Below are 23,894 nucleotides of genomic sequence, written 5' to 3'. Positions count from 1 at the left end.
CTAAAAACCAACCTTTAACGATAAAGTATATTGACGTGGAATTGGCAACGCAACCCCTCCGGAACCAAAGAACTCAGGATCCTGCCCGTTCAACTTTTTATCAGAATATATCAACCATACATTATTACCTACAAAACCGATTGAAGCATTTGTTGCTCCTATAGCCGATGACCAGATTTTTGGTAACTGATAGAATAACATTACTTGTTTCAATCTTGCAAAACCACCATCTGCAACACGAACCGTAGAGTAGTTATAGGCATTGTAAGGTTTTTCTGTACCAGCGAAATTTCCAATAACAAACCGGTCAGCAATTGATGGCACATCTGTTAATAGTTCATCGCCAGGTTGTGTCCAGCGGTTTAAGAATTCTTTAGAAGTTGCGGTTAGATCGGTATAACGATCACTGAAATTAGGATTTAATCTTACAACATTACCTGCACTAAAAGTAACCAAAGCTGATAAGCTAAAATTTCCATAACTGAATTTATTTGAAAAACCACCGGTAATTTTAGGATCAACCTGTCCTTCGTACTTTAAATATTGTAAATTGTTACTCTGAAAATAAACCTCTGTAGCTTTCCTATTACCATTTTCATCAATAAATGTCGGTACGCCTGTATTATGATCTAAACCATCAAACACAATGGAGAATAATCCACTTTGCGGATAGCCCAATCTATAGCCACCGCTAGGTGTAACTAATCTAAAAATATTAGGTTCATAATCTAACCTGGTCACTTCACCTTTGTGGTAGCCAAAGTTTAAATTAGTACTCCATTTAAATTTATCCTGATTAATTATCCTTGCGTTTAAGGTAAATTCGATACCCTTTGATTTCATATCAGCATAATTGGCATCTTTTAATCCCTGACCTCCAATACCTGCGGTTGGAAATTGACCGATTAAATCAAATCCATTACGTCTGTACAAATCTATTGATAGCGATAAGCGATCTTTAAAAAAGCCCATATCGAAACCCAAGTTGGTATCATACGTTTTTTCCCAAGTCAACTGAGAGTTTTCTAAAGCTTCAATATAAATTGATGATTCTTTATCAATATCGTCAGTTCTGCGCGTTGTTTGATTACGCAAAATTAAGCTTGAGTTTTTAGCATTGGCTGTGCTTGCAGTTAAGCCATAGGTTGCTCTGATGGTAGCTCTATTTAATATACTTTGGTTTTTAAAGAAGTTTTCTTCGTGAATATTCCATGCACCCGATACATTCCACGTAGGTAGCCATCGAGCAGTTGGAGATTCGCCTAATAAGTTAGAACCATCATACCTACCAGTAGCATTAAAACTATATCTCCCCTTATATGAATATGCTGCCTTTAAAGCGTACGAAAGGAAACGGTCATAATTTTTACCCATTCCATAAGGGTATGAATTCGCTTCAATAGCCTGCTTATAGTAATCGGAATTAATAAATGGAACCCCGCCATTATCGAACTGATAGCCGATACCATTACTAAAACGGTTTTGCCTATCGTTAGATCTCATTTCTACCACACCTAAAACATTGAATAAGTGATCTTCATTGAATACTTTGTCATATTCTAAATCGTGACGCATGAAATAATTTACTAAACCGTTAGAAGTAACATTATAGAAACCTCCTTCAGGCAATACGATGCTTGGTAAAGATCCTGGCTTCGAAGGGTCTCTATACAAGAACCTGTTATTATCTATCACATTACTATTACCATAAGCACGGTAGGCGTTCGCTGCGTTTGAGTATTCGGTAATACTATGCTCCTGATCAGATTTAACATAACGATATGCACCCGTAAATGAATATTTAAGGCCGTCGATAATTTTATACTTGATACCGCCCTGAATTTTCAGGTCGATTAATGTGGTTTTAATACTATTGTTTTCTAATTCTTGCAGGATATTAAATGGTGCGTAATTTTGAACAAAATACTCTCTGTTCCCATTCATATCATACGGAGTTAGCGTTCTACTGGTTCTTAAGGCATAATTAAAAGGATTAATATCGAAATCACGGTCAACCTGACCTAATACTTCATTATTTTCCTGATTGTTAGTACCTGGGCTTCGTTGATCACGGATCGATCCCTGAGATAGGATTTCGATCTGAAGACGGTCTGTTATATCAAAATTCCCTCTTAACATTCCAGTAAATCTTTTTACACCGTCTCCAACTGTCCAGCCATTATCATTTAAGAAACTGGTAGAGGCATAAAATTTAGATTTATTCGTTCCTGCCATGATGCTTACGGAATGATCCTGCATTAAAGAGTTACGGAACAATACATCAAACCAATCGGTATTGGCATTGGCATATCTATTTAAAAACTGCAACCTGCTTGGCGCATCATTTCTCAAAGCGAATTGGTCTGTAGCAGCATTGTAATCATACATCGAATCATACATTTTACGGTATACACCGCCGCTTGATGATTTAGATACATCAGAATGTCTCAACCAACCTTTATTTTCCATATCCAGATAAACCTGCATTTGATCTGCAGAGTTCATAATATCAAACTGGTTATAATTTGGTTTTAAATATGTTGTAAAGTTACCAGAATAAGACACAACTGGCTTACCCTCAGTATTTTTACCTTTTTTGGTAGTTACTACAACCACGCCATTCATTGCTCTTGCGCCATACATTGCTGTAGCCGCCGCATCTCTTAAAATCTCAAAGCTTTCTATATCATCTGAGTTTAATCCTGCTACAGATGACCCAATTAATGTAGAAGCATCACCACTAGATAATTGCTCGTTGGAAACATTTACCAGGTCTTCCAACATAATACCATCAACCACCCACAGTGGTTTATTATCTCCATTTAACGAAGATGCCCCCCGGATACGGATTTTTGGTGCAGCACCGAATGTACCTGATACGTTCTGTACCGAAACACCGGCTACCTGTCCCTCAAGCATACGGCTGATATCCTGAACACCATTTCTCTGTACATCAGCAGCCTTTAATTTTGTTGCTGATCCGGTAAAGAGTTTCTTATTCAGTTCCTGATAACCAGTCGAAACTACGCTTACTTCTTTAAGCTGTGCAGCGTCTTCCTCTAAAACAACATTGATCGTTGTTTTGGTTCCCACTTCAAGTTCGAGTGTTTTGTAGCCAACATAACTAAAAACCAAGGTAGCACCTTCTTTAACTGAGATCGTGAAATCTCCATTACCGCTGGTGGATACCGCATTAGCTACCCCTTTTTCCCTCACACTTACTCCTGGTAGGGCTGCACCGTTTTTATCCCTCACTTTTCCGGTTACCTTTACGGCAACAAAATAGCTCATCACCTTATCAAATACCGATTTTTCTTTTAATGTAATCAGGATCGTTTTATCCTCAATCGCATAGCTGAGATTTCCTCCCGAAACAATTTTGTTCATGACCTCTTCAATTGTTGAGTTGTTAAAATCAACATTCAAAGTGGTTGAAGTTTTAATTTTATTGGTAGATAAAAGCACATCATAGCCCGATTGTCTTCTTATCTCTTTAAAAACTTTTTCTAATGTTACATTTTTTTCTTTCCATGTAACCAATTGTCCGAATGAAGCTGCACTTACCTGCATTAACGAGGCCAGCAGAACAACCGTAATTAACTTCATCATGAGTAGCAATTTAGGTATGTAGCGTCGATGCGTACATAAAATTTCAATATAAATTTTGTACATTTAATAGTCTGTTTTTTGTGCGAAGCGCAATGAAGTTTGGACGCTAAAAAGCGTTTCGCGGGTTATCCAAGAAATAATTGATTTTTAATCGATTCCGGTTTACGGAATAGCTAAACAGATATAAAAGGGGTGTTAGAAGCACTCCTTTTTTATGCATTCAACTTTGGATCGTCAGGAGTATTGTCGAAGTTTATTCATGGTTGTTAGGTTATGGTTGATTAATTAGTTGTTTCTTTTTTATAGATAAAGGTTAGTTACTTCTTCATCTTTTTCCCGTTATTCTTTATAGACAATTACTTTATTGTCTTTAATATCAAAGCGCACTTCGCCAGTCTGCTCAAATTTTCTAAGCACTTTTGATATTTTTTCGAAACGGCTCACCGTTCCATAATACATTACATCTTTTGCTGCAGGATCGGCATATTCTATTTCTACATTATACCAGCGCGCTAGTTTACGTAAAATGCTTTCCTGCTTTTCGTTGTTAAACATGAAATAGCCCTTTTTCCAAGCGATTGCTTCATCAACATCTACTTCTTTTACATCCATACCCGAAAGGGTTACAAACGATTGTTCCCCTGGTTTAAGTACTTCGCTCTCATTGGTATTTTTATGAGTAACACGCACACTTCCTTCCAACAACGTAGTTTTAGTTACCTTTTCATCGTTATAGCTATTAATGTTAAAGTGCGTACCCAATACCTCAACCGCCTGTTTAGCGGTTTCTACAATAAAGGGATGTGTTGCATTTTTCGCTACTTCAAAATAAGCCTCTCCATCCAATTTAACCACACGCTGCCTGGCAGTACAAATATTTAATGCATATTGAATTGAAGACGCAGCATTTAACCAAACTGTAGAACCATCTGGCAACCTGATTTGCCACTCACCTCCATTTGGGGTAGAAATGGTATTTAATCTGTCATCGTTTACATTTTCAGATTCAGCAATTTTGTAAACCAACTGACCATCGTTAGTTTTAGTGATAGAGAAACCAGCTTCTTTGGCTACATCGCCTTTCATCGCATCTGAAAGTGAAATTTTTCTTCCATTAGCCAGGGTAAGAATTGCTTTATTTTTTCCCGGGGCAATGTCTGCAGTAAAAACATGTTCTTTCTTCTTATGTAGAGAAAGGTATGCCGTTAAAGAAAATGCAACAAATACAACAGCAGCGGCAGCCCATTTTAGGCTATTCATTAAAATACGCTTAGGCGAACGTCTTGGTTTATCTACCGCTAAAATTTTATGAAGAACCGGACTCCATTTTTCCTCGACAACATTAACGGCTTGTTCTTCTTCTGCGATAATCATTTTAATGATTTCATCAGAAAGCAATGACGTACTATTTTCTACCAAAACTAAAAGTTCTTCCCTTTCGGCCTGACTTAAAGTCTTAGCAGTAAACTGTTGTAATAGATAGTGTATGCGGTCTTCCATAAAGATTCTGATATTAAGAAGCAGCAAAAGAAAATTAGGACTATCGAAAAATTATTTTTTTTTATTTTATTTTCAAAAAGAAAAAAACAATTGGAAAAAAGAATACTATTCCATGCTGATCCAGATGTACACGGATCGATTTTAAGGCAATTACGAGCGCATTTTTAACTGTATTGGGAGAAACATTAAGTATTTCGGCAATTTCCGGAATGGTTTTACCATCACGCCTGCTTAATTGATATATATTTTTTCTTTGCTCAGGCAATTTATCTACTGCAACGGCAATAATTCTGGTTACTTCATTTAAATTAATAGTTTCCAGCGTATTATTATGACTATTTTGCTGTTTGGCAGTAAATACATCAACCACACGGTCTTCTTTTAATTTTTTACGCAGGTAACTTAAACATTCATTAGAAACATATTTATACAGATAGGCTTTCACATGCTCCACTTCTGCAAGTTTATCACGATTTAGCCAGACTCTTAAAAATGCATCCTGAATAATTTCCTCGGCAGCATCATCAGATTTTGTAAATTTGGAAGCAAAAATGTGTAGCACAGGAAGGTATTTGAAGAACAAAACAGAAAATGCCTGTTCGTCTCCCTCCACGATTTTCTCTATAAGTCTACGTTCATCTGCTATCCTTCCTGGCGCCATAAATTAGTCAATCTGCCCGCTCACTTACAATTTTATAAGTATTTCTCTGTGTGATATAATATACATAAAAGTGGCAAAAAAAATGGGTTAAAACAAATAGTTGTGGAAATCGGAATTTATGAAACTAAAAAAGCCCTACATTTTTAGTGTAAAGCTTTTAAATTATCTTCCGAACAGGGTTTTTTTAATACTGATAATATGGCGAAATCATCAGATAAACCACTACACCTGTTATAGCAACATAAAGCCATAATGGGAATGTGATACGTGCAATTTTTCTGTGACGATCGAAACGTTCAGCTAAAGCCCTCACGTAAGTAACCAAAACCAAAGGAATAATGGCAATGGACAATAAAATATGCGTTAACAAAATAAAAAAATAGACATATTTTATCGCTCCATCCCCTCCAAACTTAGTTGAAGGTGTGGTCATATGGTAGGCGATGTACATTACCAGAAACAATAAAGAGCAACCTATGGCTGTTTTCATTAAATTTTGGTGCAATTGTATTTTTCCATTCTTTATTGCCCAAACTGCAACAACCAATAATATAGCGGTAATGCCGTTGATGGTAGCATATATAGGCGGTAAAAATGGTAAGGTTGGTGCATCAATACCTAAATCTTTTAGCTTTACTACGAATAAAAAAGCTACAGCCACAGGAATGAAAATGGAGAGAATTATGATCCACTTGCTATATTTTTTCTCGATCGGACTATTTTCCATGAGTATTAAATCTTTTATAATTATGATGTTGTTTTAAACCCGACTAGAGACTTCGGACTGCAGACTAAGCTATCTACCGTCTTTAACGTTCCTTAAATATTCGGCAATAAGTACTTTTATTTCATCTTCTAACTTAGCGTTTGCTCCTGCATCGTCGGCATCATAAATACCGCGTATACGGTGTAAATTATCGATCAGCACTATTTTATTGCTAAATATGAAATTGCTTTTTCCGCTGGTATCATTCGCTACTACATCAAGCAATAAACCTCGCCTGATTAATGGATAAGTTTGTGCAGTATCACCCGCTAAAAAATCCCATTTACCTTCTTTTGCGTCGAAGTTGGCGGCAAAATCTTTAAGCTTATTTACATCAGCCGGATCTACAGACAGGCTTAAAAATTTAACCAAAGGCTTTTGCTCATAGCCGTCAGATAGCTGTTTGATGTATTTAATTGCCTGCTGGCTCCTGGCTCCTGTTTGGAATAAATTTAAGACTACAATTTTGTTTTCAAATGACTTCCAGCTAATGGTATCGCTATGCTGATTGATGAGTTTAAAATCAGGAACCAAATGATAAATAGTATCTGGAATTTTCTTTCCCTTTACACTATGAAACGTGGCGGCTACAATTTTCTCGCCGAAGATGGGTAAACTCTTATACCTGTTTTTGGCAAAGTGTGGCAATAAGTAAAAAAACAAAAATCCCGGTATAGCTAAAATGCTTACCAGGATTAATACCTTTTTTATCGGGTTTCTTTTCATTAATGGTTCATCATGTGGATGTTTAAGAACCCACCTTCAATCAGCATTAAAACAATAAAGTAGATAATGAAAATAAACGATACTGTAAGGGCTAACTGTAAGCCTAATTTTTCAAACTTTAAGTGCATGAAATAGGCCACAATATAAAATGCTTTTACCAAAGTTAACGCAATATAGATATAGTTACCTACATGCTGTGGAATATGTCCACCCGGGATAGCCCATAATGCTATGATAAATTCAATTGCGGTAATTAAAGTTAAAATACCTGCTACTTTCCAGATTTTTGCTTTATCCATTCCAGCATGTTCGCCATGCTCGTGTCCTTCTTCTAAATGCGAATGTTGTGACATGTTAAATATTTTTATAAATTGAAAATTAAACCAAATAGAAGAACGTAAATACAAACACCCATACTAAATCTACAAAGTGCCAGTATAAACCAACTTTCTCAACCATTAAATAATGGCCTCTTTTTTCGAAGGTTCCGTTAATTGTCATGATCAAGATAATCACGTTAATCATCACCCCACTAAATACGTGGAAACCATGGAAACCGGTAATAGTAAAGAATAAGTTTGCGAATTGTTGTGCAGCAACTAGAGAAACTGGTCCATCAAATAAATGTTTCAACTCTTCAGCCGATGGAATAGCTCCCCACCAGAAACCTTCATGGTGCAAGTGACTCCATTCTAAAGCCTGGCAGCCCAAAAACATAAAACCAAAGATAATGGTAGCTACAAGCCATCCTATTACTTCTTTTTTAGCACGACGGTGTCCGGCCTCAACTGCCATAACCATGGTTACAGAACTTAAGATCAGGATAAAAGTCATGATACCCACAAATACTAATGGTGCACCTGTATCTTTAATACCTGGGATAGATTGGAAAACCAAATCTGGATCTGGCCATGTCAATTTCGAAAAACGCTGAGCGCCGTAGTAGATCAATAATGATGAAAAAGTAAAAGCATCTGATAATAGGAAAAACCACATCATGATTTTACCATATTCTACCGACCACGGAGAACGACCACCATTCCATGGCCCGGTTTTAACTTGATCTAATTGTGATACTGCATTCATTTGGAAATAGTATAATAGTTTGTTAACAAATTTAACGGTTCAAAAGTAAAAAAACATACAGATATATCCATAATATATCTATAAAATGCCAAAAAATAGAAGCGATTTCCATTCTGTATTGCACTTTGGCAACAGGCAGGCTTTTATAGCTACCAGCTAAAGCACTAATAATTAGGCCAACTCCTGCAATAATGTGCAAAAGGTGCATGCCAGACACCACGTAGATAAATGATATTGCGGCATTGTTTCCTACCAAAGTAGCTCCGGTTCTCACCATACTTCCCCAGGCATTAAACTGCATTACACCGAATGCAACAGCCAATATCACGGTTATCCAGAGCATGTTGCGCTGTAAGCTGAAATTAAGTTTCTTTAAAGCCCTCGAAGCTAACACCAAAGTGATACTGCTGGCCAAAATAACCAAACTAGAGTAAATAAAAGCATCCGGTAACACTAACCCGTGTCCCTTTCCTTTTGAGGCTGCAAATACCAGATAATAACTGGTAAAACCTCCAAACATGATTGTTGATGATACGACAAATAACCAAACGATAAATTTTCGTGGTTTTGGGTCAAACGTATCCTGCATCTTTTCCATTGTTAGCACCATAAATTATTTTGCTATAAAATTTAATAATAACCCCAACTGTACAGCCGGGATGTAAAAAAACGAACAGAACATTACTTTTTTGGCATCTGCCAGTTCTCTGCTCATTAAAAGTTTAAAAGCCAGCCAGCTAAAAATAACTCCGGCGATTAAAGATAAACCTGCAATGTAATAACCGCCAAAACCATAAATGGTTGGCAATAAACTTACCGGAATTAAAATCAGCGTACTTAAAAAAGTTAAGAGTGCCGATGTTTTATCTCTTTTTTTGGTAGGCAATAATCTAAAACCAGCTTTCTTGTAATCATCATCCAAAACCCAGGCAATTGCCCAGAAGTGAGGGAACTGCCATACAAACTGGATTAAAAACAAAATTACAGCAATGTAATAATCAATTTCATGGAACATCTCGGCTTTTAAACTACCAAAAGCAGCCAAATAACCGATAAGTGGCGGTAAAGCCCCCGGAATTGCACCTACAAAAACTGCAATTGGCGATTTTCTCTTTAATGGTGTATAGGCAAAAGCGTATAGCAAAATTGAAAAAACCGATAGTAAACCTGTTTCCAGATTTAAATGCCCTAATAACCAGGTACCCGAAAATGCCATGAAAACACCCAAAATTAACCCCTGCCCGGTAGTCATTCTTCCACCTGGCATGGGGCGGTCTTTAGTCCTCGACATTAATTTATCCAGATCTTTTTCAATAATCTCGTTAAAGCAGTTTGCAGCCGCAGTAACTAAAAATCCACCGGCGATCAGGATTAACCAATTTCCCCAATCTATGCTAGGGATATGGCCTCTGCCTACCTGCATTTTCTGCCCGATCAAAAAAGAGATCGATGCCGAAAACACTACCGTAAACGATAACCTGAATTTGATAAGTTTAGAAAAATCTGAAAGATATTGCTTCAATTTTCTTAAATATTATTGTTTATATGTACTTGTTCTGTAAACCAACAAGTACAGGTAAAACTGTAAACTAAACAACAGCGTGGAAAATAAAATATGCAATGCCTGCGCTGCTGGTGGAAAAGCAATGTATGCTAAAGCTATACCACTTAATAACTGGATAAAAAGCGTAACTAAAATAAACTTGGCTGTTAGTAATGGCGCGGCCTTACCACTAAAACGGTCGATAACCATTTTATAAACTATACCATTCGTAATAATTACCAAAATTGCTAAATCACGGTGATAAGAAAAAATACTACCAACCTTCGAAATCCATGTTGCTTTTGCGCTATAAGCTAAAGATTTTGCAATTATATCAATGGCTTCCCTTACTTCGGTACCCAAAATAATCTGCGCTATACTTACCACTAGTGTAAAAAACAAAAATCCTTTTAGCCACAATATTTTATACATAATTACCGAAGGCGCTTTGTTAAGCTGTTTTGCGTAATTGTATGTATAGATAGATATAGCCAAAATAACCAGTGCCAGAAGCATATGTACGGTTACCACCCATTGTGCCAGATTGGTTGACACCACTATAGATCCCAGCCACGCTTGATAACCTACCACGAAAATATTGATTATGCTTAACACGATGATTCGTTTAGCAGTTTTCCGATAGTTAAAAGAATAAATGGCAGTAAGCAATAAAAAGATTCCAGCAGCTACTCCGGCTAATCGGTTCAGGTATTCGGTCCAGGTTTTGCCTGGATTAAACTCCTCTGGTATAGTAATGCTTTTATCGTGCCTGATACTATCTGCAAGGGCTACTTTACCCATACTTTCCAAGTATTTAGCAAATTTTTCATTCTTCTTTAACCTTCCGGCCACGTACTTCTCTTTATAGTTGGCCGGAAGTTGCGATACATCGGTTGGCGGAATATAACGGTCGAAACATTTTGGCCAATCCGGACAGCCCATGCCAGATCCTGTACTGCGAACAATACCCCCGGCAAGTATAACCAATAGTGTAACTATGATGGTTATAAGATTAATTCTAATGAAACGCTGTTCTGATCTGCTGACCATATATCTATCAAGATGAAAAGGGTATCCGGATAAGCAGAAACTTAATCAGATACCCCTTTTAAAATTTTATTTTAAGCTTTAAACTAGCCTTTGTTTTCTGTAACAGGATTAGCTAGTTCCCAATCTTGCTGAATTTTTTCTGCTTCCGCATTTCCTTCAAAATCGTGAGGTAAATTAGAGCTCATCGTTTGAGAGAAAGGAACAGTTTGAGGAATAAAGTCTGCATCATGTCCAGGCTTGCTGTAATCGTACGGCCATCTGTATACTGTTGGGATTTCTCCCGGCCAGTTACCATGCAGGTGTTCAACAGGTGCAGTCCATTCTAACGTATTAGATTCCCATGGATTTTGAGGAGCTACTTTTCCTTTAAAGATGGAGTAGAAGAAGTTGAACAAGAACGCTACCTGAGCAAGTGCGGCCATAATAGCTGCCCATGTTACAAATACGTTAACGGTTAACCATTTTTTCATAAACTCAAACTCAGTAAATGCATAGTAACGACGAGGTACACCATCCAAACCTAAGAAGTGAAGCGGGAAGAATACCAGGTAAGCTGCTATGAAAGTTAACCAGAAGTGTAAATATCCCAATTTAGCATTCATCATTTTACCGAACATCCTAGGGAACCAGTGATACACACCTGCAAGCATACCGAATATGGCTGCAGATCCCATTACAAGGTGGAAGTGGGCAACTACAAAATAGGTATCATGTAAGTTGATATCCAAAGAAGCATTTCCTAAGAAGATACCGGTTAAACCACCAGAGATAAAGAATGAAACTAAACCGATAGCGAATAACATTGCCGGAGTGAAACGGATATTACCTCTCCATAATGTAGCCAAATAGTTAAATGTTTTTACTGCAGATGGTACCGCAATAATCAAGGTAGTAATCATAAATACCCCCCCCAACAATGGGTTCATACCCGTTACAAACATGTGGTGACCCCAAACGATGAATGATAATACGGTAATACCAATTAGAGAGTAAACCATTGCATGGTAACCAAAGATCGGTTTACGTGCGTTTACAGAAATAACCTCAGATGAGATACCCAATGCTGGCATAATTACGATATAAACCTCAGGGTGACCTAAGAACCAAAATAAATGTTGCCATAAAATTGGTGAACCACCTTCATTTGGTAAAATATCAGTACCCATCACGATATCTGATAAGTAAAAACTTGTTCCAAAACTGCGGTCAAATACCATTAACACTACACCAGCTACAAGAACAGGGAAAGATAAGATACCTAAAATTGCGGTTAAGAAGAAAGCCCAAATGGTTAATGGCATTTTCCAAAGGTCCATACCTTTGGTACGCATATTTAAAATTGTACTTACATAGTTGATACCACCCATTAAAGATGAAGCTACGAAAAGTACCATACTAATTAACCACAAAGTCATACCTAAACCTGAACCTGGCATGGCCTTAGCTACCACAGATAGTGGTGGATAAACCGTCCAACCGCCTGATGCTGGTCCTGTTTGGATAAAGAATGATGACATCATGATCACACAAGCCATAAAGAAGAACCAGTATGAAAGCATGTTTAAGAAAGGCGAAGCCATATCTCTTGCTCCTATCTGAAGAGGTATCAGTAAGTTACTAAATGTACCACTTAAACCAGCGGTTAGTACAAAGAATACCATAATGGTACCGTGAATGGTAACCAAAGCCAGGTAAAAATCGGGTTTAATACGACCGCCTTCAGCCCATTTACCTAAGAAAGTTTCTAAGAAAGGGAAGTTCTGATCTGGCCAGGCCAATTGAATACGGAATAAAATTGATAAGCCCATTGCAATTACCGCCATAATAATACCGGTAATTAAAAATTGCTTGGCAATCATTTTATGATCCATACTAAAGATATACTTTGAAATCAAAGTCTCTTTATGATGCCCATGATCAGCGTGATCGTGATTGTGTTCGTCGTGTAATGCTATTGTTGACATAATTCGTTCGCTCCTGCTTAATATTATTTATTTAAAGCCACTTGGTTAGTTTTTACAGCTGCGGTATCTTTAGCTGTTGAATCTGCTACTGATTTTTCAGGTGCAGGTGCCACTGGCAAATTAAATTGTTTTCTTAAATCGTCATTTAAGTATGTTTTCTGTTCTGCAATCCAGCTTTTGTATTCAGCATCTGATACTACACGAACAACTTTTTGCATGTTGTAATGACCTGATCCACAAATTTTGGCACAATAAAAAAGATACTTAAAGTTAGGATCGTTAGTTTCTTGCTGCATTTCTGCAGTAGTTTTTGTAGGTGTAAACTCAAAAATCGTTCTCATACCTGGTACGGTATTTAACTGTACCCTGAAATGTGGCATATAAAAACTGTGAATTACATCTTTACTGGTTAAAATAAGTTTAACCGGTTTTCCTACAGGAAGCACCATCTCATCTGCCATTTCATCATCACGAGAGTTGACATCTTTAAAATCAATACCTAAGGTATTAGAAGCTGTAGTTAACTTGTAATTTTTGTTACCCACTATTCCATCAGCTCCAGGATAACGGATAGACCATTTAAACTGCTCAGAAGTAACTTCAATTTGTAATGGCTTATTATTTGGATCTTCAACTTTAAAGAAAATAGATCTCCAGGTTAAGAAACCCATTAAAACCAAAACAGTTAACACTAAAGCTGGAACAATTGTCCAGATTTTTTCGATGGTATTATTGTGTGGGTAGTAGTAAGCTTTTCTTTTAGCAGAATATTTATAGATATAAGAAAATCCGAACAAGAGAATATGTGTAGCTACAAATACAATTGTGGTAATGATCAATGTTAAATTAAACATTCTATCAATTTTCTTTCCGTGCTCAGATGCTGCATCAGGAAGTAACATTGATCCATGTACTGTATATTCCCAATATACCCCATATAAACCGATCACTAAAAACAGCGCAAATAAACTTGCGTGTACCCTGTTCCAATTGATGCCAACAGATTTACCTTGTGCTTCGCGGCTTAACTCATATACTTTTAATGCCTTACCAATAATGGCAATAAATAAGCATACTGCAAGGAAAACCAGAATATAAAATATTACCGATTTATAAACCTCGCCCATATCAACTTTCGGTGCCGCGGCAGCACCTGCCGCTGCATCTTGCGCAAATACGCTAGTGTTTGCAAAAGCAGTAATCAATACTGCTAAAGCTGCGGTCGTTTTATTCGTTATAAACTTTCTTAAACTCATTTTCTTAAAAGTAGTACGCTGTACTGCTAATTATAATAATAATTAAATATTTGCTCTATCTTATCACCACTAAAGCTGATGATGCAAACTTTCTTGTAATAATGGGTGATTCTTTGCAATTAAAGGTTTTTTGCTCAATGATGTTAAAACCGTAAAGGTAAACAATCCAACGAAACCTAATGCAATACCGATCTCTACAATTCCAAAACCATTATGACCGTCTTCTACTGCACCCGGCATAATCATTTGGTAATAATCTACCCAATGACCTAATAATACCACGATAGAAACGAATAATAATTTTGCATCGGTTCTTTTGTTATCTCTATCCATTAATAATAATACCGGCGCTAAGAAATTCATGGCAAGGTTTAAGAAAAACCAGAATTTATAGTATTCAAAGCGTTTGTAGAAATATACAGTCTCTTCAGGCATATTTGCATAGTAGATCAACAAGAATTGAGCAAACCATACATAAGTCCAGAAGATAGAAAAACCAAAAATAAACTGGCCTAAGTTATGCAAGTGGCTATTGTTAACCCATTGCATATAACCTGCTCTTCTTAATAAGATGAGGATAATCGCGATAGTAGCTAAACTACTTACCCACATTGCCGCGAAGTTATACCAGCCAAACATCGTAGAGAACCAGTGTGCTTCTAAAGACATGATGGTATCAAAAGCAAATACTGGTGTAGTAAAACCATAAATTACCAGGAAGATACAAGCGTTTTTAAAGCTTTTTCTATATGAATTTAAACCACCTGCTAAATCTTCGTTATAAGAAAACTTAACAAACATGATCGAAAATATACTGTAGATACCTAAGAACACCACCTGGCGACCTAAGAAAAAAGGTACATTTAAGAAAACTGATTTACCGGCAATTAAAGAATCATAATTAGGGCTGTTTGGATCTGTTAATCCATCAGCATGCCAGTGATGATATAAATTATGTGTGTATAAACCGGCTGAAATAACTAAAACAAGTATAACAGCAGCTATAGGCAAAGTTTTTGCCATAGCCTGAGGTACACGTAAAATTGATGCAGACCAACCTGCCTGAGCTACGTATTGAACAGCCAGGAAAAATGTACCAGACATACAAACGCATGCAAAGTAATATGCCATAAGCAACAGGTTAGCAAAAGTACGTTCATGCATTACTTTATCGCCGGCCAAGAAACCGAACAACACAGCCGCAATACCGATAACGATACCAACAATGCTTAATGTTTTTACTTTACCTGTAAACTCAAACTGTTCACTAAAATTAATATTGTGAGTTCCCATTTATATTTGCTTTACTATTGTCCTTTTTGTAATTGTTGAACATACATCACCACTTTCCAACGATCTGTTGGTGAGATTTGCGAAGCATGCGAGCCCATGTTATTTACACCGTATGTAATGGTGTGGTAGATTTTACCTGCGGTAAGATCAACCATGTTACCACCTCTGGATGATGAACCTGTTTGATAAGCAGGTACCCCACTAAATTTCTCAATTTTTACTAAGTGTCCCTGTCCATCGCCTTTTTCTCCGTGGCAAGGGCTACAGAATACGGTAAATAAGTGTTTACCCTGAGCCAAATTAACAGTATCAACTGGTAAAGGGTTTACCATACTTACTCCAGCTGCCTCGTATCCTTCTTTTGTGTTAGGATATTCGTCATATTCGGTAAAACCTACTGGTTTAGTATGTGCAGGAGGTAACTGTGCTGTTTTACCATCCTTAAAATTTTTATTTGGCTGATCCGGATTGTAAGCAATCGGATCATACATATTTCTGGCATATTCCAAGCCCGTACTGCGTTTATCTTTACAAGCAGAAAAGGTAGCTGCAAAAGCGATAGCTAAAAACGCTGTGTAAACAAATTTATTCTTATTCATAGCTAATGTACTTCCTTTCATTATACTTTATTTCTAAAGCACCTGCATCTTTTAATAATCCATCAATTACAGTATGTTCTACATTGTCTTTTGCATCAACTGCAATCACAAAACGATCATCAGTAGCACGTAAGTCCATCACTCTTGGTGCTCTTCCTGGAAATAAGTGAGTAGATGCATAATAAGTTAACACCATACCGAAAGCACAGAATAATACTGTAAGCTCGAACATTATCGGAATAAAATCCGGCAATGCAAATGATGGTTTACCACCTATGTTTACTCTCCAATCGATTACTGCGCAGAAATAAATCAAAGCGAATGCACAGCAAGTACCAGTAATACCAAAGCAAAATGCTGCGATATCGATTCTAGATCTTTTAATTCCTAATTTGGCTTCTATTCCGTGTATAGGCATGGGTGTATATACATCATAAATGCTGATGTTATTTTCCTGAAGCTTTTCGATGCCATGCATCATTTCGTCAGGATCGCCAAAGCTGCCTAAAATATATTTGATATCACTCATTGTTATATTTTTGCGTAATCTTCTTGTTTAACACTATCAAATTTCTCTAAAGACTCTATGTACTCAGTTACATATTCTTTATTCTCATGCCCTTCTTTAATTTGTTTCATTTTAGCTTGCTCACTTGCAGATTTCAATAATAATTTAACCTCTGCAATAGCGATTGATGGCAATACCCTTAAAAATAATAAGAATAAAGTAAAGAACAGACCGATTGAACCTACGAATACACTGATATCAACCCATGTTGGGTAGAACATGGCCCAGCTTGATGGAATATAATCGCGGTGTAATGAAGTAACGATAATTACGAAACGCTCAAACCACATACCCACGTTTACCACGATTGATAAAATCCAGGTAGCTTTGATGCTTAAACGGATCTTTTTGAACCATAATAGCTGTGGAGAAATTACGTTACAAGTCATCATCATCCAGTAAGACCACCAGTAAGGACCAGTAGACCTATTGATAAATGCATACTGCTCGTACTCTGAACCTGAATACCATGCAATAAAGAACTCAGTTAAATAAGCTACACCTACTATCGATCCGGTTAAGATGATGATTTTATTCATCGACTCGATGTGGAACATGGTGATGTAGTTTTCTAAGCCCAATACTTTACGTGCAACCAATAATAAGGTTAATACCATCGCAAATCCTGAGAAAATCGCACCTGCCACGAAATATGGCGGGAAGATGGTCGTGTGCCATCCCGGAATTACTGATGTTGCAAAGTCCATTGATACAATGGTGTGTACCGAAAGTACAAGTGGTGTAGAAATACCGGCCAAGATTAACGAAACGGCTTCGAAACGTTGCCAGGTTTTAACACTTCCACTCCATCCAAAAGAAAAGATAGAATAAATTTTTCTGCGTGTACCTACTGCACGGTCGCGGATGGTAGCAATATCTGGTAATAAACCTGTGTACCAGAATAATAATGATACAGAGAAATAAGTGGAGATTGCAAACATATCCCATACCAATGGTGAATTAAAGTTTACCCAAAGTGATCCAAACTGGTTTGGTAAAGGTAAAACCCAATAAGCTAACCAAGGACGGCCCATGTGAGATACAACATAAGTTGCGGCACAGATAACGGCGAAAATGGTCATCGCCTCTGCCGAACGGTTGATGGAGTTACGCCAGTTCTGACGGAAGAGTAATAGTACTGCTGAAATTAACGTTCCAGCGTGACCAATACCTACCCACCATACGAAACCGGTGATATCCCAAGCCCAACCAACTGTTTTATTTAAACCCCAAGCACCGATACCATTCCAGAAAGTGTAGCTTACTGCTACTACCCAAAGTAAAGCACCTAATGAGGCAACGATGAAACCAATCCACCAAGCCTTGTTCGGCTTGTTTTCTACCGGGCTTAAAATATCATCCGTAATTTTTGCATACGTGATGTTATCGCCGGTAATTAATGGTTCTCTAAGTATTGATTCGTTATGTCCTGACATAATTTGTATTTTCTTTATACTAAAGCTTACGCTTGCACTGTTGTATCTGTATTTCTAATTTTTGTCATGTAGCCGATACCCGGTTTCACATTGATCTCTTCTAATACGTAGTAGATACGCTCAGAACGTAATGCTTTTGAAACCTCTGAATTTGGATCGTTTGAATCACCAAATACAATCGCATTTGCTGAACAAGCTTCCTGACAAGCCATTTTGATATCGCCATCTTTTAATGGACGTTTCTCTAGTTTAGCTTGTAATTTTCCACCTTGAATACGTTGGATACACATTGAGCATTTTTCCATTACACCACGTGAACGTGTAGTAACATCAGGATTTAATACCAATTGAGTAAACTCATTATTTAAGTAGTTATCGAAACGTGAATCATTCCAGTAGTTAAACCAGTTGAAACGACGTACTTTGTATGGACAGTTATTTGCACAGTAACGTGTACCTACGCAACGGTTGTAAGCCATGTGGTTTAAACCATCACTTGAGTGTACAGTTGCCAATACCGGACAAACTGTTTCGCACGGTGCGTGATCACAGTGTTGGCATAACATTGGCTGGTGAACCACAGAAACGTGATCTAAGTCTTCTAACTTAGCAATTTCTTTCTCTTTGGTTACATCACCATTTTTAGTTTCATAGCTATAATAACGGTCGATACGGATCCAGTGCATTTCACGACGACGGCGAACCTCATCACGGCCCACAACAGGAATGTTATTTTCTACGTTACAAGCAACAACACAAGAACCACAACCTGTACAAGCATTCAAATCGATTGCCATTACCCAGTTGTTACCTGGTTTTTCATATTGATCCCACAGATCGTAATTTTTGTGCTCGCCTTTTTCGTTACCTGCACCAGCATTTTTTAAGTATGCTGCAAAAGTAGCTTCTTTAATTACTGCACGGCCCTCGAAAGAGTGGTGAGTTTGTGTTTGTGCAAGCTCATAGTAACCGCCTGTTGGGGTAATGGTTACGTTTGTAGCATATTGCATGGTTCCATTTGCAAAAGAAACGAATGGGAAAGCATTTTTACCTACATCATTACCCGCTTTACCAACTTTGGTACGGCCATAACCTAATGCAATAGATGCAGTTCCCTGTGCTTGTCCTGGTTGGATTAACACCGGAAGTTCTACAGCATATCCGTTGCTTCCTTTAACAGAAACCACATCAAACTCTTTAACTTTTAATTTCTCTGCAGTTTTAGGTGCCAGGGCAACAAAGTTATCCCAGGTTACTTTTGATACCGGATCTGGCAACTCCTGTAAAAATGCATTATTGGCATTTTTACCATCGCGCATCGGTACATTTTCGTAAACCTGTAGCTCAATCTGGTCGCCACCTTTAAAGGCTTTGCTGCTATTTGCAATTGAAGTAGCAACCTGGGCTAAAGATTGTGTGAATGAATAAGCACCAGCAGGTTTAGCGGCTGAAGTAACCACACCTTTTTCTAAAACCTCTTCCCATTTCAAACCAACAGCTGGTAACATTTTAGCTTCCCAGTTGCTACGCACAAACTGATAGTAGTCTTTAACAGGAGCATCAGCCCAGGTTAATAAACTCTCTTCAGCCTGACGGCTGTTGAAAACAGGGTTGATCGTTGGCTGAACGATAGAATAATATCCTTCGTAAGCATTTGCATCACCCCAAGATTCTAAATAGTTATGGTTAATGGCGATAGCATCGCAAGCGGTAGCCGTTTCATCTGCACGATCTGAGAATGAAATTTTAGCAGGAACCTTTGCCAAAGCATCAGTAAATGCTTTTGCATTTGCAGCGTCGTAAACAGGGTTACTGTTTAAGAATAAAACAGCACCAACTTCACCACGGTTCATTTCAGCAACTAAACCGTTAAATTCGGCATCATTACCAGCATATAAATAACAAGGGTTATCTAAATCGATAGTCGTACCATAACTACCAACGGCAGCATTAATGGCATTTACTAAAATTTGTGTAGAAACATCGTTAGAACCACAAACTACAAGGCCTTTACCTTTAGCCTGTACCAATTCTTTAGCTACCAATTTAATTACCTTATCAGCTGTAGCATTGTTACCCAATGTTCCACCTGGTAAAGCATTACCTGTAATTGCATTATATAAAGCAATTAAAGCAGGTCCTTCTTCCGATAACTTAACCGGAACACGGGTATCTGCATTTGTACCTGTTAAGCTCATTCCACTTTCAAACTGAATGTGGCGGCTCATTTTTTTATTTTCTAACGATTTGTAGTTACGGTTGGCAGTATATTGAGCAGTAAACTCCTCTCCGCTAATCCAGGTACCTAAGAAATCGGCACCGAAACTTACAATTAAATCAGCCTTATCAAAGTTGTATTTAGGTAAAACTGCTTTACCGAAACTGTTTTGGTTGGCCTGAATAATACCAGTATAAGAAACTGCATCATACTGAACCAATTTAGCTGCAGGGTATTTTGAAATAAATTGTGCAATAACTGCATTGGTTGATGGACTGCTTACCGTTGATGATACAATGCGGATTTTTTTGCCACCTGCTTGTGCTTTTGCCAACTCGCCTTTAACAAAGCTGTCGATTTTTGCCCAGGTAGTTTCTTCAACCTTTCCATCTTTTACTAAAGCTGGTGCTTTAAGCTTAGATACATCATATAAATCTAAAACCGAAGCTTGCGCTCTCGCATCTGTACCACGGAAAAACTGACCTGCATTTGGATTTGGTTCAATTTTAATTGGGCGCCCCTCTCTCGTTTTAACTAAAATACTCTGGCCATTAAAGCTCGAAGTATAATAGTTAGGAATACCTGGAGTAACCTCTTCAGGTTTTACCAGGTAAGGAATAGATTTATGAACAGGAGCAGTTTGACAGGCTGCTAAAGTTACAGCACCTAAACCAAAACCTAACGCCTTTAAAAAGTCGCGGCGTGGGGTAACGGTACTTAACCCTGCTTCATTTAAAACATCTTCTATTGGAAGTGGCTCGGCGAATTCGTTTTTGTTATTTTTAACAAAATCGGGTGTATTGTTATACTCCTCTAAGCCTTTCCAGTATTTTTTGTTGCTTTCCATTTAAGCTATATTACTGTTTATTCGAACGTTCTTACTAAACTCTATCTATTAATAGTGGCATTTACCACACTCTAAACCACCCAATAACGCTGGGGTAATTTTCTCGCCTTTTTTAATTTTTTCGTGCGCTTCGATCACCTTAGCGTAGAAAGCATTATTTTTCTGACCAGAAATGTCTGTTTCTTTATGGCAGTTAATACACCACTTCATGGTTAATGGAGAATATTGGTAAATTTCTTCCATGGTATTAACCGGACCGTGACAAGCGAAACATACCGGTTCTGTTGGCTGTAATCCTTTTGCTTTACGGATGGCATCTTCTGCAACAACTACGTGCTGAGAGTGATTGAAATAAGCAAAATCAGGAAGGTTGTGTACACGTACCCACTCCATTGGTTTAGCTTTACTTTCATCGTATTTCTGTGTTTCCGGATCGTAACCTAAAGCATTATAGATTTTTTTGATCTCAGGAGAAATCTCGCCTTCATATTTATCTCTTGCCTGTACTGCTTTATGGCAGTTCATACAAACATTTAATGATGGAATAGTTGCATTTTTAGATTTAAATGCCCCGTTGTGGCAATACTGACAATCGATCTGATTGATACCCGCATGCAACTCGTGTGAGAATTTAATGGGTTGTACTGGCTGGTAACCGGTATGAACACCCGTATTCCACATGCCCATCCAACCGAATGAACCTAAACAGATGATTAAACACAAGATAAAGAACATCACAAATTTCTTGTTTTTGAACATCTTGCGCACACCAATCTTTAATGGCACATCTTCTTCGATCTCGATACCTTGTTTCTGTAGAATCAAACGCTCCAATAATTTAGAAGCACGACCTAAGATCACTAAAATAACAATCGCCAATACAACGATAGCTACAATACCCGCGATCGATAAACCTGAAGTCCCTTGATCTTTAGCCGCTGCAGAAGAAACTACACTTGGATCACCTGCTGGCTTAGGCTCACCTTCTTTAATGTAAGCTAAGATGTCTTTTACTTTAGTTTCGTCTAACTCAGGAAAAGATGTCATTGGAACTTTTCCATTCTCATTAAAAAGTTTAACAGCCTCAGGGTTACCAGAAGCTACCAAGCCTTGCGAATTTGGAATCCATTTTAAAAGGAACTCTTCAGAGTGACGATCACTTACACCTGTTAAGGCCGGACCAACCAATTTAGCATCTAACGCGTGGCACGAAGAACATTTTGCTTTGAAAAGCGTCCTTCCCTCTTTAGCATCCTGCGCATTTGCGGTAGAAACCGCTATTACGGAAATTGCTGAAAATACGAATAACGACTTCCAAACGCTTTTTAAAATCATCGAGATATCTCTCATAATGAACACTTTATACTTATTTAATTTACTTTTTGTTGTGAAATTGATGCTGAACTAGAGGTAGCCCCACCAAAACTTGAACAAAAGTATAACTTATTAATAAATCCCATGACATAATAGTGACTTGAAATACAATTTATAATCATTCTAAACAAATGCTGTTTCAAGCCGTTCAGCCAATAAAAATGCCCATTTTTGATAGGTTATCTCCAATGGGCATACCAGAAACCAATTTGGTTTATTTATATTTTCTGATTATTGTTTTAATATCCAGGCAAACATGAGCGGTGCTACAATTGTCGCATCACTTTCCACAATAAATTTTGGCGTGTGAATATCCAGTTTACCCCATGTAATCTTTTCGTTTGGTACAGCTCCGGAATAAGAACCATAAGAAGTGGTCGAATCTGAGATCTGGCAGAAATAACTCCAGAAAGGAATATTTTCCATTTCCATATCCTGATAAAGCATCGGCACCACACAGATCGGGAAATCGCCGGCAATACCACCACCAATCTGGAAGAAACCGATTCCTTTGCCCCCACTGTTTGCAATATACCAATCGGCCAGCCAGCCCATGTATTCAATACCGCTTTTCATCGTAGTGGCTTTCAATTCACTTTTCATCACATATGAGGCAAAAATATTACCCATAGTAGAATCTTCCCATCCTGGTACTACAATAGGTAAATTCTTTTCTGCCGCAGCAAGCATCCACGAGTTTTTAGGATCGATTTCATAATATTGCTCTAAATCACCACTTAAAAGCATTTTATACATAAACTCATGTGGAAAATATCTTTCACCAGCAGTATCTGCATCTTTCCAGATTTTGTGGATATGTTTCTGTAGACGACGGAAAGCTTCTTCTTCCGGTATACAGGTATCGGTAACACGGTTATAGTGGTTCTCTAAAAGGTCCCATTCATCCTGCGGACTTAAATCGCGATAGTTTGGCACACGTTTATAATGAGAATGTGCTACCAGGTTCATAATATCTTCTTCAAGGTTTGCACCAGTACAAGAAATAATAGCCACTTTATCCTGGCGGATCATCTCTGCAAGTGAAATTCCCAATTCTGCAGTACTCATTGCACCAGCAAGTGTGATCATCATTTTACCACCTTCGTCTAAATGCGTTTCGTATCCTTTAGCCGCATCCATCATTGCAGCAGCATTAAAATGGAGATAATTACGCTCCATAAACTGAGATATCGGTCCTCTTGTATTGCTCATTTCGTTTTGTATTGTTTGTCGCAAAAGTAGGTATTTACGCCGAAAGGTGAAAACGTAAAAGCGTTTAGCGTTTGGAGCGTAGCGTTTGGCGCATAGCGTTGGTTAGTCCAGAGTCCTCAGTCTATAGTCTAAAGTCGGTTAAATCATAAAAAGTGAGCTTTACCAGCGATCGTCATCCTGAATTTA

At 37.7% G+C, this 23,894-nt stretch carries 19 protein-coding genes; all 19 read right to left on the bottom strand.

Annotated elements, in window-relative coordinates; translation table 11 throughout:
- On the bottom strand, nucleotides 1-3,609 hold the full coding sequence (locus tag BLR60_RS07725) for a SusC/RagA family TonB-linked outer membrane protein (RefSeq protein ID WP_090498443.1): 3,609 nt from the start codon (nucleotides 3,607-3,609) through the stop codon (nucleotides 1-3).
- Nucleotides 3,610-3,948: 339 nt separating this feature from the next.
- Nucleotides 3,949-5,109: a FecR family protein gene (locus tag BLR60_RS07720; protein ID WP_090498441.1), complete on the bottom strand. Its 1,161-nt coding sequence runs from the start codon at nucleotides 5,107-5,109 to the stop codon at nucleotides 3,949-3,951.
- A 61-nt stretch (nucleotides 5,110-5,170) separates the two neighbouring features.
- Complete coding sequence (locus BLR60_RS07715) at nucleotides 5,171-5,770, bottom strand: RNA polymerase sigma-70 factor (protein WP_090498439.1); 600 nt, start codon at nucleotides 5,768-5,770, stop codon at nucleotides 5,171-5,173.
- A 184-nt stretch (nucleotides 5,771-5,954) separates the two neighbouring features.
- On the bottom strand, nucleotides 5,955-6,497 hold the full coding sequence (locus BLR60_RS07710; protein ID WP_090498437.1) for a DUF420 domain-containing protein: 543 nt from the start codon (nucleotides 6,495-6,497) through the stop codon (nucleotides 5,955-5,957).
- Nucleotides 6,498-6,566: 69 nt separating this feature from the next.
- Complete coding sequence (locus tag BLR60_RS07705) at nucleotides 6,567-7,262, bottom strand: SCO family protein (RefSeq protein WP_090498435.1); 696 nt, start codon at nucleotides 7,260-7,262, stop codon at nucleotides 6,567-6,569.
- Nucleotides 7,262-7,615, bottom strand: coding sequence for a cytochrome C oxidase subunit IV family protein (locus BLR60_RS07700; RefSeq protein ID WP_090498434.1), 354 nt, complete (start codon nucleotides 7,613-7,615; stop codon nucleotides 7,262-7,264). Before BLR60_RS07700 ends, BLR60_RS07705 begins: the two co-directional genes overlap by 1 nt.
- Before the next feature lie 25 nt (nucleotides 7,616-7,640).
- A complete protein-coding gene (locus BLR60_RS07695; RefSeq protein WP_090498432.1) occupies nucleotides 7,641-8,348 on the bottom strand; it encodes a cytochrome c oxidase subunit 3 in 708 nt (235 codons plus the stop codon).
- A 31-nt stretch (nucleotides 8,349-8,379) separates the two neighbouring features.
- Entirely contained in the window at nucleotides 8,380-8,946 is a 567-nt protein-coding gene (locus BLR60_RS07690; protein ID WP_090498431.1) for a cytochrome c oxidase subunit 3, read from the bottom strand.
- Between the two features lie 15 nt (nucleotides 8,947-8,961).
- On the bottom strand, nucleotides 8,962-9,870 hold the full coding sequence (gene cyoE / locus BLR60_RS07685; RefSeq protein ID WP_090498428.1) for a heme o synthase: 909 nt from the start codon (nucleotides 9,868-9,870) through the stop codon (nucleotides 8,962-8,964).
- A gap of 12 nt (nucleotides 9,871-9,882) precedes the next feature.
- A complete protein-coding gene (locus BLR60_RS07680; RefSeq protein ID WP_090498426.1) occupies nucleotides 9,883-10,941 on the bottom strand; it encodes a COX15/CtaA family protein in 1,059 nt (352 codons plus the stop codon).
- An 83-nt stretch (nucleotides 10,942-11,024) separates the two neighbouring features.
- Nucleotides 11,025-12,905, bottom strand: coding sequence for a cytochrome c oxidase subunit I (locus tag BLR60_RS07675; RefSeq protein ID WP_208600593.1), 1,881 nt, complete (start codon nucleotides 12,903-12,905; stop codon nucleotides 11,025-11,027).
- A gap of 23 nt (nucleotides 12,906-12,928) precedes the next feature.
- The gene (locus tag BLR60_RS07670; protein ID WP_090498422.1) at nucleotides 12,929-14,161 is read right to left on the bottom strand and encodes a cytochrome c oxidase subunit II; all 1,233 of its coding nucleotides are present in this window, start codon (nucleotides 14,159-14,161) and stop codon (nucleotides 12,929-12,931) included.
- A 69-nt stretch (nucleotides 14,162-14,230) separates the two neighbouring features.
- Nucleotides 14,231-15,454 carry a quinol:cytochrome C oxidoreductase gene (locus BLR60_RS07665; protein ID WP_090498420.1) on the bottom strand — a complete coding sequence of 408 codons (1,224 nt, stop codon included), beginning with the start codon at nucleotides 15,452-15,454 and terminating at the stop codon, nucleotides 14,231-14,233.
- 14 nt (nucleotides 15,455-15,468) lie between these two features.
- The gene (locus tag BLR60_RS07660) at nucleotides 15,469-16,074 is read right to left on the bottom strand and encodes a c-type cytochrome (protein ID WP_090498417.1); all 606 of its coding nucleotides are present in this window, start codon (nucleotides 16,072-16,074) and stop codon (nucleotides 15,469-15,471) included.
- Nucleotides 16,046-16,582, bottom strand: a complete 537-nt coding sequence (locus tag BLR60_RS07655) for a DUF3341 domain-containing protein (protein ID WP_090498415.1) — start codon at nucleotides 16,580-16,582, stop codon at nucleotides 16,046-16,048. The genes BLR60_RS07660 and BLR60_RS07655 overlap by 29 nt, the downstream gene beginning before the upstream one ends.
- A 2-nt stretch (nucleotides 16,583-16,584) precedes the next feature.
- On the bottom strand, nucleotides 16,585-18,057 hold the full coding sequence (nrfD, locus tag BLR60_RS07650; RefSeq protein ID WP_090498413.1) for an NrfD/PsrC family molybdoenzyme membrane anchor subunit: 1,473 nt from the start codon (nucleotides 18,055-18,057) through the stop codon (nucleotides 16,585-16,587).
- 26 nt (nucleotides 18,058-18,083) lie between these two features.
- Nucleotides 18,084-21,122, bottom strand: coding sequence for a TAT-variant-translocated molybdopterin oxidoreductase (locus tag BLR60_RS07645; RefSeq protein WP_090498411.1), 3,039 nt, complete (start codon nucleotides 21,120-21,122; stop codon nucleotides 18,084-18,086).
- A 48-nt stretch (nucleotides 21,123-21,170) separates the two neighbouring features.
- Nucleotides 21,171-22,472, bottom strand: coding sequence for a c-type cytochrome (locus tag BLR60_RS07640; protein WP_090498409.1), 1,302 nt, complete (start codon nucleotides 22,470-22,472; stop codon nucleotides 21,171-21,173).
- A gap of 255 nt (nucleotides 22,473-22,727) precedes the next feature.
- Nucleotides 22,728-23,708 (bottom strand): deoxyhypusine synthase family protein, encoded by a 981-nt coding sequence (locus BLR60_RS07635; RefSeq protein WP_090498406.1) that lies wholly within the window; start codon nucleotides 23,706-23,708, stop codon nucleotides 22,728-22,730.
- Nucleotides 23,709-23,894 lie beyond the last annotated feature (186 nt).

This window comes from Pedobacter terrae, assembly GCF_900100705.1.
In the GTDB taxonomy this organism is placed as follows: Bacteria; Bacteroidota; Bacteroidia; order Sphingobacteriales; family Sphingobacteriaceae; genus Pedobacter; species Pedobacter terrae.
Note: the sequence above shows the minus strand (reverse complement) of the source record. Positions and strands in the feature narration are given on the sequence as shown.

Bases quoted from the DNA above. Each gene is read 5' to 3' on its own strand.
- BLR60_RS07720 (WP_090498441.1), bottom strand. From the start codon at position 5,109: ATGGAAGACCGCATACACTATCTATTACAACAGTTTACTGCTAAGACT.
- BLR60_RS07725 (WP_090498443.1), bottom strand. From the start codon at position 3,609: ATGATGAAGTTAATTACGGTTGTTCTGCTGGCCTCGTTAATGCAGGTA.
- BLR60_RS07695 (WP_090498432.1), bottom strand. From the start codon at position 8,348: ATGAATGCAGTATCACAATTAGATCAAGTTAAAACCGGGCCATGGAAT.
- BLR60_RS07655 (WP_090498415.1), bottom strand. From the start codon at position 16,582: ATGAGTGATATCAAATATATTTTAGGCAGCTTTGGCGATCCTGACGAA.
- BLR60_RS07670 (WP_090498422.1), bottom strand. From the start codon at position 14,161: ATGAGTTTAAGAAAGTTTATAACGAATAAAACGACCGCAGCTTTAGCA.
- BLR60_RS07645 (WP_090498411.1), bottom strand. From the start codon at position 21,122: ATGGAAAGCAACAAAAAATACTGGAAAGGCTTAGAGGAGTATAACAAT.
- BLR60_RS07705 (WP_090498435.1), bottom strand. From the start codon at position 7,262: ATGAAAAGAAACCCGATAAAAAAGGTATTAATCCTGGTAAGCATTTTA.
- BLR60_RS07715 (WP_090498439.1), bottom strand. From the start codon at position 5,770: ATGGCGCCAGGAAGGATAGCAGATGAACGTAGACTTATAGAGAAAATC.
- BLR60_RS07635 (WP_090498406.1), bottom strand. From the start codon at position 23,708: ATGAGCAATACAAGAGGACCGATATCTCAGTTTATGGAGCGTAATTAT.
- BLR60_RS07680 (WP_090498426.1), bottom strand. From the start codon at position 10,941: ATGGTCAGCAGATCAGAACAGCGTTTCATTAGAATTAATCTTATAACC.
- BLR60_RS07690 (WP_090498431.1), bottom strand. From the start codon at position 8,946: ATGGAAAAGATGCAGGATACGTTTGACCCAAAACCACGAAAATTTATC.
- BLR60_RS07700 (WP_090498434.1), bottom strand. From the start codon at position 7,615: ATGTCACAACATTCGCATTTAGAAGAAGGACACGAGCATGGCGAACAT.
- BLR60_RS07665 (WP_090498420.1), bottom strand. From the start codon at position 15,454: ATGGGAACTCACAATATTAATTTTAGTGAACAGTTTGAGTTTACAGGT.
- nrfD (WP_090498413.1), bottom strand. From the start codon at position 18,057: ATGTCAGGACATAACGAATCAATACTTAGAGAACCATTAATTACCGGC.
- BLR60_RS07710 (WP_090498437.1), bottom strand. From the start codon at position 6,497: ATGGAAAATAGTCCGATCGAGAAAAAATATAGCAAGTGGATCATAATT.
- BLR60_RS07675 (WP_208600593.1), bottom strand. From the start codon at position 12,905: ATGTCAACAATAGCATTACACGACGAACACAATCACGATCACGCTGAT.
- BLR60_RS07660 (WP_090498417.1), bottom strand. From the start codon at position 16,074: ATGAAAGGAAGTACATTAGCTATGAATAAGAATAAATTTGTTTACACA.
- BLR60_RS07640 (WP_090498409.1), bottom strand. From the start codon at position 22,472: ATGAGAGATATCTCGATGATTTTAAAAAGCGTTTGGAAGTCGTTATTC.